The sequence below is a fragment of the Streptomyces sp. NPDC057702 genome (assembly GCF_042799315.1).
GTDB lineage: Bacteria > Actinomycetota > Actinomycetes > Streptomycetales > Streptomycetaceae > Streptomyces.
On record NZ_JBHVJC010000003.1, the window covers coordinates 169,965 to 183,050 of the forward strand.

Below are 13,086 nucleotides of genomic sequence, written 5' to 3' on the forward strand. Positions count from 1 at the left end.
GTGCACCGCTCCTTGCCTGTGGATGCCGTACCGCTGTCTGCCAGGCACCCGGCGCAGGCCCACGGACGCGTGGTCCCTGTCGGGGTTGTCGGCCCCACGGACAAGGCCGAGGTCCACACGTAACTCGCGCTACGACTGACCTGCGACTCACCTACGCTCCGGGAAACACAAAGTGCTGGTTGAGATCGATCTCAACCAGCACTCTCTGGGCTCCCGTGGGCTACCCGTCGGTGTCCGAGGGGGGACTTGAACCCCCACGCCCGATAAAGGGCACTAGCACCTCAAGCTAGCGCGTCTGCCATTCCGCCACCCGGACCAGGTGCGCTCTGCGGTTGCCCGCAGCGACATGGATAACGATACCAAGGATTCGCAGTGCGTTTCACCTGCGTATCCGCGCCTCGCGAGGGGCTCGGGAGGGGGGTGGGTGACGGCGTTGTCGGCACGGGGCGGGCACGGAGCGTGACGGTTTTGGGGTGGCTGTCCGGAGTGGTGGGTGAGGGTGACTGGGGTGTGGGGGCGGGGTGGGACGGCGGGGTGTGGGTGGGACAGCCGGGTGTGGGAGTCCCCGGGGTTTCTCCCACCCTGACCAGGTTGGCCAGGGTGGCTGGGGGATGGCGGAGGCTGGTGTGGTCACCCGGGCCCGCGCGGGTCGGCCGGTCGGCGGCGTGCGGGGTTGGGTGACAATACGAGGGTCAGGGCCGACGCGTACGACGGTTGGCCGACGGCACGGCGACGACCAGGATGGATCGACACCATGGGACGGGTCACCGAGCGACGGCGCGTGGTACGTATCCGTAACGGCAAGGTCAGCACACGGCCCGACACGCTCGTGGCCGAGGAACCGCTGGAGATCCGGCTCAACGGCAAGCCGCTCGCGATCACCATGCGTACGCCGGGCGACGACTTCGCGCTGGCCACCGGGTTCCTGGTCAGCGAGGGTGTGCTGGCGCTCGGCGAGGAGCTGGCCACCATCGCGTACTGCGCCGGGGCGGTCGCGCCGTTCGAGGAGACGGACGACGACGGGGCGCCCCTGGCGTGGGCGCCGGTACCGGTCGTCGCGGGCGCGGGGCTGTCGGGTGGCGGGGGCCGAGGCGGCGGGGCGCTGCCCGTGGCGCGGGGGGCGGCCGGAGCGCGGGGGGCCAACACGTACAACGTGGTCGACGTGCACCTCGCACCCGGAGTGCCGCTGCCCGACATGACGCTGGAGCGCAACGTCTACACCACCTCGTCGTGCGGACTGTGTGGCAAGGCCAGCCTGGACGCGGTGCGGACCACCGCGCGCTGGCCCGTGGGTGACCCGGCCACCCCGGTCACCCTCTCCCCCGACGTGCTCGCCGCGCTGCCCGACCGGTTGCGCGCGGCGCAGCGGGTCTTCGACCGCACCGGTGGGTTGCACGCCGCCGCGCTGTTCACGGCGGAGGGTGAGCTGGTGGACGTGCGGGAGGACGTGGGGCGACACAACGCGGTGGACAAGCTCGTCGGGCGCGCCCTCCAACAGGGCCGGCTGCCGCTGTCGTCGAGTGTGCTGCTGGTGTCGGGGCGCGCGTCGTTCGAGCTGGCGCAGAAGGCGGTGATGGCGGGCATCCCGGTGCTCGCGGCGGTCTCGGCACCCTCGTCGCTGGCGGTGGACCTGGCCGAGGAGACGGGTCTGACCCTGATCGGTTTCCTGCGCGGCGCGGACATGAACGTGTACGCGGGCACGGAACGGGTGGCCTGGGAGGAGTAGCGGCGGCCACGTCGTCCTCGCCTGGGCCGCCGCGCACGGACGCGGCGCCGGCCACCGTGTCGGGACGCTGGGGCGCTGAGCGTGTCGGGGCGCCGGGCTGCTGAGGAGGACAGCCGCCAGCCACTCGGGGCGTGTGGGTGGGCACGTGTGGGTGGGTCGGCCCGGGTGGGTCGACGCGTCTGGGGTGGGCGCGGCCGGCGGGTGGGAGGGGTGGGGGTATCCCCCGGTGCGGTCGGGGGGCTGCTTGATCGCGCCAGGGTGTGGCGCGCCAGCACAGTGGTGGCGTACGCCGGCCGTCGACCCACAGCCCCGGGCGGCGGTCGGCGTACGCGCTGGTCGGGGCTGGTGTGCGCGGTGCGTATGCCACGGCCCGCCGCCCGCTCGGCAGCGAGCGGGGCGTTCACACCGCGCGGCGCGCGCCGTCGCCTCTGGGGAGGATCACCTCGTATGCGTGTGCCCTCGTTGGTTCGTGTTCCGTCGACGCCCTCGCGCCCGATGCCCGGGCCGCGCCGGTCGCGCGGTGGCCTGGGGAGCGTGGCCGCCCTGGTGTGTGCCGCCGTCGTCGCCGGGATGGCCGGCGCGGGGCCGGCCGCCGGGGCGCCGGTGGCCGGGCGCTCGGCCGCCGCGCCCGGTGGGTCGGCGCTGGCGCGGGACGTGGCCGCCGTCCGGGGCACCGGGGCCGTCGGCGTCACGGCCACGCTCACCACGCCGGCCGGGACCAGCGTCGCCAGCGCCGGCGAGTCCGAGATCGGCACCGGAAGGCCGGTCCGCGGTGACGGGCACTACCGGACGGGCAGCACGACCAAGACGTTCGTGGCGGCCGTCGTCCTGCAACTCGTCGGGGAGGGCGAGTTGGCGTTGTCGGACAGCGTGGCGTCCTGGTTGCCCGGTGTCGTCGAGGGGCACGGCCACGACGGCCGCCGCGTCACCGTGCGCCAACTCCTCCAGCACACCAGCGGCCTGCCCAACTACACCAGGGACCCGAAGCTGTTCCCGGCCGGCTACTCCGCCGAGGGTTACTCCGCGCACCGCTACGACCGGGTCCCCGTCGAGCGGCTGGTCGCCGGCGCCCTGCGGTACCCGCCGGACTTCGCACCGGGCACCAACTGGCGCTACAGCAACACCAACTACCTGCTGCTCGGGATGATCGTCGAGCGGGTCACGGGCCGCCCCTGGCAGCGGGAGGTCACCCGGCGGATCATCGCGCCGCTCGGCTTGCGCCAGACCCGGGTGCCCAGCCGCGACCCGTACCTCGACCATCCGTACGCCCACGGCTATCACACCTTCGCGCCCCTCGACGGCCGGGGGCCGGGGCGGCGGGTGGACACCACCGTCATGCACCCCTCGTCCGCGGACGCCGCGGGGGCGGTGGTCAGCACACCCGCCGACATCAACACCTTCTTCACCGCGCTGATCGGCGGGCGGGTGCTGCGGCCGGCCGAGCTGGCCGAGATGCGCACGGTACGCCCGATGCCGGACGAGCCGGGGCGCGGTTACGGCCTGGGCATCGAGACGACGCCGCTGACCTGCGGCGGGTTCTACTGGCACCACGGCGGCAACGCGCTCGGCTACGCCAGCGAGAACGGTGTGACCACCGACGGGCGCCGGGCCGTCACCGTCGCGGTCAACAGCTACGACGCGGCCGACACGGAGCGGCAGGACCGTACGGACGCCGCGGTCAAGGGCCTGGTCGACCGGGCGCTGTGCGCGGGGTCGCACTGAGCTGACAGCGCCGCGCGACAGATGGATACGGGGGCCGCGCCGTGCCCGTCGCGGGGTGCCGCCACCCCAAGGGCCGAGCGCACGGGCGGCGCACACGGGCACGGCGGGCGCGCCGTGCCGCGACCCGTCCTCCATATCGGGCGATCCGCCGCCGGTCGACGTCACGCCACATACCTCCGGGCGCGCCCCACCCGATACACCCAACCCTCCGGGGCCCGCCCGCCACAGGACGCGCGCCGCCCGTCGCGAGACGTGGCGGCCGGTGGTGCGACACGCCCGGGCGGCGCCGACCGGGTAGTCGTGCGTCGCGGTCCGCGGCGGCGGTGCGGGCCCCGCACGGGTGGGGGCCGCGCCCGGGAGCGTGCCGACGGGGCGTCAGCTCGCCGCCGGCGTGCGGCGGACCGCCGGCGCGGCGGTCAACGGGCCGGCGCGCGCTTGGCCGCCGCGGCGTGCGGGCACATCCGTCGTGAGGGATGTGGCGCGGCGTCACGACCGGGCGGCGCGGTGCCGTGGCACGTCGTCGATCATGTGTTCTTGGTTCCCCTGAGCGAGTGAAGCGCGTGCGGCGCGCGGTTCTTGTAGGGGTGGCAAGGAGACAAGTACCTTCTGCGCAGCGCATATGGGACGTGGGATGTCTTGATGTCCAGATGCCTTCGAAGGGCAGGTCCGAGTATGGCGTCAGAACTTCACGCAGACCCCGCCAGAGGCGGTAGATCGCATCGGCTCCGATCCGCTCAGCGCCCGTACGCGGCGCGTCCACCCGGCACCCCGCACGGCTCCCGTCAGCGGGGTGCCCCGCGCTCCGCGTCCGCCGCCACCCGTCCGGGCGGCGGCGCGTCGCGCGGTCGGCGCGCCACGCGGCTGCGTCAGGCCAGCCGTACGACGCTCTGGGCCCTCCTGTTGATCGCCCTGCTGCCCGCTCCCGTACGGGCCGCCATCCCGGGCCGTGCCGTGGCGGCGGACCGTGCGGACTTCGAGCAGCAGGTGCTCTTCAAGGCGTCCCAGGACGGCGACTACGCCTGCTTCCGGATTCCCGCGATCGTCGAGAGTCGCGACAAGACGCTGCTGGCGTTCGCCGAGGGCCGGGTGGACAACTGTGGCGACGCGGGTGACATAGACCTCGTCCTCAAGCGCTCTTTCGACGGCGGGCGCACCTGGGGTCGGCTCCAGGTGATCGACGAGGGGCAGGGCGACACGCACGGCAACCCGGCGCCGGTCGTGGACCGTCGAACCGGCCGCGTCGTGCTGGCCACCACGTACAACAAGGGCCGTGCCGACGCGCAGAACTGCCAGGTGCCCTGCGACCGCCGGCCGCACCTCCAGCACAGCGACGACGACGGTGCCACCTGGTCCACGCCGCGTGACATCAGCGCCGACATCCGCGACCCCCGCTGGGACGCCTGGTACGCCACCGGGCCGGTGCACGGCATCCAGCTCACCCGGGGCAAGCACGCGGGGCGGCTGGTGTTCGGCGTCAACGCGGAGAGCTACGGCGCCGATCGCATCACCGACAACCACGCCGCGCTGGCCCTGAGCGACGACGGCGGGAACTCCTGGCGGCTCGGCGCGCGGGACAGTTGGCCGCTCGCCACGGACGGCACGTTCCGGCAGAAGCCGTCCGAGCTGACGCTGGTGGAGCGCGCGGACGGGGGCGTCTACGTCAACGGGCGCGAGCAGGAGGGCACGGACCTGGGCCACCGCGACGCCGCCGTGAGCCGGGACGGCGGGGAGAGCTTCCAGGCCCCGTTCCGCGCGCTGCCCGACCTGTACTCCCCCATGGTGCAGGGGGCGTTGACCCGCGTGGGCGGCGCGGGCGACGGCGAGCGCGGTCCCGGTCGGCTGCTGCTGTCCGCACCGGCCGACCCGGACCGGCGGCGGACCATGATGATCCGCTCCTCCTACGACGGGGGCGGCACCTGGGAGGGCGTGGACCGGGGCGCGGTGGTGACCACCGACTGGTCGGGCTACTCGGATCTGGTCACCCTGTCCGGCGGGTCGATCGGGTTGCTCTACGAGGGCGGGGCCGTGGACGCCCGGGACGAGATCCGCTTCGCGCGCTTCACCGAGGACTGGCTCGGGCGGCGCCGGGGCCCCGACCCGACGACGGCGGACGGTGGCGACGGCGCGCATCCGGCCACGGTGCTGGGCGGGGCACGCACGGGGCAGGGCCGGTTCGGCCAGGCGTTGGAGTTCGACGGCGCCAATGACGCGGTACGCCTGCCCTTCCGTAGGACGCTGCCGCTCGGGGAGCGCGACTTCACCGTCAGCCTGTGGTTCCGCTACCAGGCCACCGGCGGTGAACAGCCCTTCCTGTGGATGGGCGGGGTCGGCAACAAGTCACCCCAGGTGGCGGTGCGGGGTGAGCCCGGCAGCGACCGGATCACCGCGTCGATGCTGACGGTGGACGGCGCGGCGCCGCCGGTCACCACGACGGTGCGCGCCCCCCGCGCGCACAACGACGGGCGCTGGCACCATCTGGCGCTGCGGCGGGGCGCGGGTGAACTCACCCTCTTCGTGGATGGCGCACCGATCGGTGTGGACGCCCCGGACGGCTCGGTGAGCCGCAACTCGGTCTTCGGCGTCCACGTCGGGCAGAAGGTGGACAGCCGCTCGCACCTGGCGGGCGCGCTGGACGAGGTGCTGGTCGTGGACCGCGCCCTGTCCGACGCGGCGATCGACCGACTGGGCACGTCCTCGGCCCAGGGCGTCGCCAACGACGGCGCGGTCGTGTGGCTGCCGTTGGACCGCGTCGTGCGCTCGTGACCCGGACCGCGCCGCCCGCCGTCCCCGGCGCGGCCCGTCCGCCGACTCCTGAGCGGGTGCGGGTGCCCGCCGGGAGGTCTCGGGCGGGGCGCGCGGGGTGGTGGACGCGTGACGTGGTGTGGAGGCGGTGGCCGGTACGGGGACGCCAGCGGGCCGGGGTCGCCGGTGGCGGCCTCGGCCTCCTGGCGTTGCGGGGGCCGGGCGCGCGTCGCAGGGCCGTGGCGTGGGGCGAGGACCGCGCCACGGGCTGACGAGGGGTGGGCCGCGTCGGCGTGCGGCGTGGGTGTCGGCCGGGGTGGGAGTGTCGGCCGGGGTGACCCCCCAGCCCGTGCCGGGTCACGGCGTCGGGGTCCGGGTTCCCGTGGTCGGCAGGGGCTCGGGCGTGGTGGGGCCGGCGGGTGGCGGGTCGTGGGGGGCGCGGGCGGCGTAGCGCCTGGCGAGGACCGCGCACACCATGAGCTGTAGCTGGTGGAAGAGCATCAGCGGCAGCACCGCGAGGCCGGCCCCCGCGCCGAACAGCACACTGGCCATGGGCAGCCCCGCCGCCAGGCTCTTCTTCGAACCGGCGAAGGTGATCGCGACCCGGTCGGCGTACCCGAAGCCGAGGCGGCGGGCGCCGTAGGAGGTCAGGCCGAGCATGGCGGCGAGCAGGACGGCCTCCACGCCGAGCAGCGCCAGCAGCCGGGCCCAGGTGACCTGGTGCCAGACGCCCTCGGCCATGCCGTGGCTGAAGGCGGTGTAGACGACCAGCAGGATCGAGCCACGGTCGGCGTAGCCGAGGACGCGGCGGTGTCGGGTGACGAAGCCGCCGACCCAGCGGCGTAGCGCCTGCCCGGCCAGGAAGGGGGCGAGCAGTTGCAGGGCGATGGCCAGCAGCGAGTGGGCCGAGAACCCGCCACTGGCTCCCAGCAGGAGCCCGGCCAGCAGCGGCGTCGCGACCACGCCGACCAGGCTGGAGAAGGAGCCCGCGCAGATGGCCGCGGCGACGTTGCCCCGGGCCACCGAGGTGAAGGCGATGGACGACTGGATGGTGGAGGGCACCAGGCACAGGAAGAGCAGGCCGGTGTAGAGCTGGTGTGTCAGGACCAGCGGCACCAGCGGACGGGCGGCCAGGCCGAGCACCGGGAAGACGGCGAAGGTGCAGGCGAGGACGGTCAGGTGGAGCCGCCAGTGGCGCAGCCCCGCCATCGTCTCGCGGGCCGAGAGGCGGGCGCCGTAGAGGAAGAACAGACCGGCGACGGCGAGCGTGGTGGAGTCGTCCGCGACCGTGGCCGCCGCTCCGGTCGCCGGCAGCAGGGCCGCGAGGGCGACGGTGGCGACCAGCGCCAGGAGGAACCCGTCGATCGGCAACCAGGCGGGGCGGGCGAGGGCGGGGCGACGCATGGACTCCCTTTCCGGGCGGGTCCCCCGCCGCGGGCGGGCCCACCGCGCGGGCGGCGTTCCTGTTCGGAGGCGGCTTCCGCCGTTCCGGGCGGGTGCACGGGCTCGGCTGCCCGGGGCGTCGGAGGTCGTGGGGACCTTCGGCGTGCCTCGGGCCCCGCGACGTGCGAGGGGCTGACCCGGCCACCCTGCCGCACCGCACGCTCATCGGGAAAGCCGCTCACCGCACTCACTGTCATCACGAGTCGCGATGACGGGCTACGGTGGCGGCATGTTCGACCCGACGCAGTTGCACACCTTCCGCACGGTCGCGCAGACCCTCAGCTTCACGCAGGCCGCCCAGCGGCTCGGGCTGCGGCAGTCCACCGTCAGTCAGCAGGTGCGCCGGCTGGAGGCGGCGGCCGGGCGACAGCTGTTCCTCCGGGACACGCACAACGTGGAGCTGACCGAGGACGGCGAGGCGATGCTGGGCTTCGCCCGGACGATCCTGGCGGCGAACGAGCGGGCGGCGAGCTGGTTCGCGGGCGAGCGGCCACGCGGCCGGCTGCGGTTCGGGGCCTCCGAGGACTTCGTGCTCACCCGGCTGCCGGAGATCCTGGCCGGCTTCCGCCGCGACCACCCGAGGGTGGACCTGGAGCTGACCGTGGAGCTGTCCGGGACGCTGCACGCGCTGTTGGAGGCCGGGCGGCTCGACCTGATCCTGGCCAAGCGCTCGCCCGAGCGGCCCGGGGGCCAGCTCGTGTGGCGGGACCGGCTGGTGTGGATCAGCGGTGACCGGCTGCGGATCGAGCCGGACCGCCCGGTGCCACTGATCGTCTTCCCGCCGCCGGGCCTGACCCGGGCCCGCGCGCTGGAGGTGCTGGAGGCCGACGGCCGGGCCTGGCGGATCGCGTGCACCAGCGGCAGCCTCAACGGCCTGGTCGCGGCGGCCCGCGCGGGGCTCGGCGTCATGGCGCACACCCGGGGCATGATCCCGCCCGGCCTGGTGCGGGTGCCGGACCGGGCGGGCCTGCCGGACCTGGGCGCGGTCGAGTTCGCGCTGCTGCGCGGCGAGGGCGCGGGAGCCGCCCACGGCGGCGTGGACGCGCTGGCCTCGGCGATCCTCGCGGGCGGCGACCGACTGCACCGGGGCGGCTGACCACCACGGGGCCCGGGCCCTCGCGGCGGGACGGCGCCCGGCGCGGCGGGGACGCCCTCTCACGGGTGGGCCGGACCGGGCCCGGCCCACCGTCCTCCTGCTCGCCGCGCCCGACTCGACGGCGCCGGCCCGGGCGCGGGGCGCCGCCGCTACCGGCGTACCACCCGGTTGAACGACAGCCGCGCCCACAGGTAGCCGACCAGGGTCAGGCCGAGGCACCAGGCGATCGCGACGAGGCCGCTGTGGCCGATCTCGGTGCCGAGCAGCAGGCCGCGTAGCGTCTCGATGACGGGGGTGAACGGCTGGTAGTCGGCGAACCAGCGCACCCCGGAGGGCATCGACTCCGGCGGGACGATGGCGCTGCCGATGAACGGCAGGAACTGGAGCGGCATCGGGGCGTTGCTGGCCGTCTCCACGTTCTTGGCCACCATCCCCATGGCGGCGGCCAGCCACGACAGCGCTATCGTCACCAGCGCCAGCAGTCCGATGGCGGCGAGCCACTCCACGGGGTTGGCGTTGGGTCGGAAGCCCACGGCCAGGGCGATGCCGATGACGAGCCCGACGCTGATCATGGTCTGGATCGCGGTGCCCACCACGTGCCCGGCCAGGATCGCGCCCCGGGAGATGGCCATGGTCCGAAAGCGGCTCACGATGCCCTCGGTCATGTCCACACAGACACCCACGGCGGTGGCCACCGAACCGGCGGTCGCCGCCATCAGGATGATGCCGGGGGCGACGTAGTCGATGTACTCCCCGTCACCGGCCGGCGCGCCCGCGATACCGGTGCCCAGGGCGTCTCCGAAGACGTAGTTGAACAGCAGCAGCATCATGACCGGCAGGGCCACGACGGAGATGGTCATGGACGGGTAGCGCAGGGCGTGCCGCAGGTTGCGCCGCAGCATGGTCATCGAGTCGGTGACGGCGTGGGTGGCGGTGCTCATGACGCGCTCCGTTGGGTGGTGGGGGCGTAGCCGGGGCCGGTCAGGGTCAGGAAGACGTCATCGAGGTCGGGGGTGTGCACGGTGAGCGCGTCGGCCTCCAGTTCGGCGGCGTCCAGGACGTCGAGCACGGCCCGCACGGTGGCGATGCCGCCGTCGCTGGGAATCCGCAGCGCGAGGGTCTCGGCGTCGCGCGCGGCCGTCTGGAAGAGGTCGGCGGCCACCTCGAAGCGGCGCGGGTCGGTGAAGGAGAGGCGGATGTGCCCGCCGGGGATACGCCGCTTGAGCTCGTCGGCGGTGCCCTCGGCGACCAGCCTGCCCTGGTCCAGGACCGCGATCCGGTCGGCGAGCTGGTCCGCCTCCTCCAGGTACTGCGTGGTGAGGAAGATGGTGACGCCGTCGTCGGCGACCAGGGCGCGGATGATCTCCCACATGGTGCGGCGGCTGCGGGGGTCGAGCCCGGTGGTCGGCTCGTCGAGGAAGATGATCCGCGGGTTGCCGACCAGCGTCATCGCCAGGTCGAGCTTGCGCCGCATGCCGCCCGAGAAGGTGGCGACCGGCTTGCGGGCGGCCTCGGTCAGGTCGAAGCGGCGCAGCAGGTCCGCGGCGCGGTGGCGCCCCTGGGCCCGACCCAGGTGGTGCAGGTCCGCCATCAGGATCAGGTTCTCCTCGGCCGTCAACAGGCCGTCCACGGCGGCGAACTGGCCGGTGACGCCGATCGCGCGGCGTACGCCGTCGGCCTCGCGGCCCAGGTCGTGGCCGGCGATCTGGGCGGTCCCGGCGTCCGCGGCGATGAGCGTCGACAGGATTTCCACGGTGGTGGTCTTGCCGGCGCCGTTCGGCCCGAGCAGCGCGAAGACGGTGCCTTCGGCGATGCGCAGGTCGATGCCGTCGAGGACCAGCTTGTCGCCGTAGGACTTGCGCAGCCCGACGGCGGATATCGCCGCGGGCGCGAGGCGCGGCGCCCCGGAGTGGGTAGCGGACATGACGATCAGAGCCTCTTCCTTGGGTGGTGACGTCGGGTGTGTCGTCGGTTGTGTCGTCAGGGGTGTCGTTGGATGCGGCGCGGTACGGGTACGGGGTCACAGCCGAATAGTGACGGAGTGTCAACTTCGTTTACTTGCAGGGAAGTTGATGGACGCGCGAGGGGGGTGGTCGCTGTTTCGGCGACCGTCGCGGCGGACACGGCGGCCCGCCCCGGCGGCCGGCCGATGGATCGGATGGTGCGTCAGATGGCGCGTGGGGTGACCGGTCACGCGGGGCGAGCGGGCGCGGGAGCGGCGTCAGGGCACGGACGCCGGCGAGCGGGACGTCACCGCGCCGCCGCGCGCGGGGCGGGCCCACGCGGCGGGACGGGACGGCGGGGCGCGCGGAAGTGGTGGACGCGCGGGGGGGGGCGGTCGCGGCGGTCCGAAGGAGCGGGCGCGCGCGGAGGGCCGGGGCGCGCGGGAGGTCAGGACGTACGGGGGCGCGCGGCCTGCGGCGGTCTACGGCGCGGTGTACGGACGGCGCGGTGGGGGTACGGCGCGAACGCGGCGTACGGGAACCGTGTGGTGGGCGGGAGAGGTGCGGGACGGTGGGTGTGGTCCGGTGTGGTGGCTGGGGGGCGCGGGGTCAGGCGCGGTGCAGGAGGATGTCGCCGAGACGGGTGCGGGCGCGGACCTGGACGGTCTGGTCCGAGGCGGCGGGCGCGTCGATGGGGCCCAGCGTGTTGCGTACCGCCCCCAGTCCGGAGTGGGCGTCGAGCCAGACGGCGACGGACTCGCGGACCCCGATCTCCAGGTCGCCGGTGCCGGTCTGGAGGGTGATCGCGCCCCGGACGACCTCGCCGACGCGGATGCCGCTGTGGGCGGATCGGGCGTCGACCCCGCCGTGCGCGACGCCGACGGAGATGCGGCCGTTGGAGGAGTTGACCCGCAGGTCGCCGGCGACCTCGCCGAGGGTGGTCTCGCCGTTGAGGTTCCTGACCGTGGCCGCGCCGCCCAGGCTGCCGGCGGTGACCCGGCCCGACCCGGTGAGTTCGGCGTCGCCGGCCACCCGGTCCACGCTGATGTCGCCGAGGCCCGTCCGGAGACTGGCCCGCTCGGCCTCGCCGACGCGGATGTCGCCGACCGAGACCTTCAGGTCGCAGCGGCCGAAGCGGCCTTCGCAGATGACGTCCCCGACGGCCATGCCGCCGTGTACGTGCGAGCCGGCGGGGACCTCGACGGTCACGTCCAGGGACCCGGTCCGACCGAAGAGCGACCGCTTCCTGGGGCCCTTGACCAGCAGGGCGCCGTTCGCGTAGGTGACCTTGGTCTGCTGGGCGGCGCGTACGTCGTCGTCCTCGGCGCCGTTGTCCGGCAGGACCTCGACCACGGTCACGGCGCGCTCGCCGGCGATGACACGGGCGGTGCCGAAGTCGCCTTCGAGGGTGACGGAGATGGGTTCGGGTGTGTCGAATTCAGGCATGACGGTTCCGTCCTGGGGCTCGGCTGAGGGCCGGTGCGGGTCGAGTGGGAGGGAGCTGGGAGGCCGCCCGTACGGTGACGACTGCCGCTGTCGTACGACGGTGGCCGGGTGAGGCCCGACGGAGGTGGCTAGCGCACCCAGCCGGTGTAGCTCTGGCCACGGCGGCGACCGCGACCTTGGCCACGCGCCGCCGCGTCGGGCTCCAGGGCGGTGGCGGCGGCCCGCACCAGCCAGGCGTTGACCGACAGCCCCTCCTGGCTCGCGGCGTCCTCGATCCGGGTCTTGAGGTGGGCGGGCAGTCGGAAGTTGATCCGCGCCGTCCCGCCGTCCTCGCCCTCCGACACGGCGACGGGCACGGACGCCGGGACGCCGCCGGGCGCGGCCTCGGGCTCCCGACCCCGCTCGTACGCCTCCGTCTCGGGTGGCGCCGTCACCACGAACTCCGGGTCCAGACCGCGCAGCCGGACGTCGACGGAGCCCGGCGCCAGCTCGCGGGTGATCTCGTCGACGGCCGCGGACAGCGCGTTCAGCAGGGTGAGGCGGGTGGCCGACTCCAGGGGGGCGGTGAGCCGCTCCGCCAGCGCGCGGGCTTCGTCGCCACCCGCCGCCGCGGCCACCGCCAGTTCGTGTCGGAGGTTGTCGACATACGGTGCGAGGTCCATAGCGCCATCATGGCGCCAATGTGGCGCCATGGCAAGCCCCGTCCTGCGCCATGCAGGCGCCAGCGTGGCGTCGAGGGCCGTGACCACCGCGCCACGTGGGCGCCGCGCCCCACCCGGGGCCCACCGACACCAGGGGCCAGCTCACGTTCGACCGCGCCACGGCGTCCCGCGCGAGCCCGACCGGCCCCCGCCTTCGCGCCGGGCCACAGAAAGCCGGTGCGCGGGTGTAGAGCCCGGGTGCCGCGTTCGGAAAGATTCGGTGCAGAAACCGGCCACACGGATCGCGCCACCGCCCCGACCTGCCGC

At 74.4% G+C, this 13,086-nt stretch carries 9 protein-coding genes and 1 tRNA gene; 4 read left to right on the forward strand and 6 right to left on the reverse strand.

Translation table 11 applies throughout. From position 1 onward, the window contains the following. Window positions 1-231: 231 nt before the first annotated feature. Window positions 232-316, reverse strand: a tRNA-Leu gene (locus ACFVFR_RS03065). A 438-nt stretch (window positions 317-754) separates the two neighbouring features. Here ACFVFR_RS03065 and fdhD point away from each other — a divergent pair. The 3 genes from fdhD to ACFVFR_RS03080 all read left to right on the forward strand — a co-directional run bounded on the left by fdhD (window position 755) and on the right by ACFVFR_RS03080 (window position 6,211). Beyond that, window positions 755-1,726, forward strand: coding sequence for a formate dehydrogenase accessory sulfurtransferase FdhD (fdhD, locus tag ACFVFR_RS03070; protein ID WP_383697540.1), 972 nt, complete (start codon window positions 755-757; stop codon window positions 1,724-1,726). Between the two features lie 534 nt (window positions 1,727-2,260). Continuing rightward, on the forward strand, window positions 2,261-3,448 hold the full coding sequence (locus tag ACFVFR_RS03075) for a serine hydrolase domain-containing protein (RefSeq protein WP_383697541.1): 1,188 nt from the start codon (window positions 2,261-2,263) through the stop codon (window positions 3,446-3,448). Window positions 3,449-4,348: 900 nt separating this feature from the next. Then, window positions 4,349-6,211 (forward strand): exo-alpha-sialidase, encoded by a 1,863-nt coding sequence (locus ACFVFR_RS03080; protein ID WP_383697543.1) that lies wholly within the window; start codon window positions 4,349-4,351, stop codon window positions 6,209-6,211. A 336-nt stretch (window positions 6,212-6,547) separates the two neighbouring features. Here the strand turns inward: ACFVFR_RS03080 and ACFVFR_RS03085 are convergent, their stop codons facing one another. Further along, window positions 6,548-7,594, reverse strand: a complete 1,047-nt coding sequence (locus ACFVFR_RS03085; protein WP_383697545.1) for a bile acid:sodium symporter family protein — start codon at window positions 7,592-7,594, stop codon at window positions 6,548-6,550. A 268-nt stretch (window positions 7,595-7,862) separates the two neighbouring features. Here ACFVFR_RS03085 and ACFVFR_RS03090 point away from each other — a divergent pair, with 268 nt between their 5' ends. Further along, complete coding sequence (locus tag ACFVFR_RS03090) at window positions 7,863-8,729, forward strand: LysR substrate-binding domain-containing protein (protein WP_383697547.1); 867 nt, start codon at window positions 7,863-7,865, stop codon at window positions 8,727-8,729. Between the two features lie 149 nt (window positions 8,730-8,878). On the opposite strand, the gene ACFVFR_RS03095 is transcribed toward ACFVFR_RS03090, so the two are convergent. The 4 genes from ACFVFR_RS03095 to ACFVFR_RS03110 all read right to left on the reverse strand — a co-directional run bounded on the left by ACFVFR_RS03095 (window position 8,879) and on the right by ACFVFR_RS03110 (window position 12,780). Then, the gene (locus tag ACFVFR_RS03095) at window positions 8,879-9,670 is read right to left on the reverse strand and encodes an ABC transporter permease (RefSeq protein ID WP_383697549.1); all 792 of its coding nucleotides are present in this window, start codon (window positions 9,668-9,670) and stop codon (window positions 8,879-8,881) included. After that, the gene (locus tag ACFVFR_RS03100; protein ID WP_383697551.1) at window positions 9,667-10,653 is read right to left on the reverse strand and encodes an ATP-binding cassette domain-containing protein; all 987 of its coding nucleotides are present in this window, start codon (window positions 10,651-10,653) and stop codon (window positions 9,667-9,669) included. Before ACFVFR_RS03100 ends, ACFVFR_RS03095 begins: the two co-directional genes overlap by 4 nt. A 628-nt stretch (window positions 10,654-11,281) precedes the next feature. Then, entirely contained in the window at window positions 11,282-12,118 is an 837-nt protein-coding gene (locus ACFVFR_RS03105; RefSeq protein ID WP_383697552.1) for a DUF4097 domain-containing protein, read from the reverse strand. Window positions 12,119-12,246: 128 nt separating this feature from the next. Further along, a complete protein-coding gene (locus ACFVFR_RS03110) occupies window positions 12,247-12,780 on the reverse strand; it encodes a hypothetical protein (protein WP_383697553.1) in 534 nt (177 codons plus the stop codon). Between the last annotated feature and the right edge of the window lie 306 nt (window positions 12,781-13,086).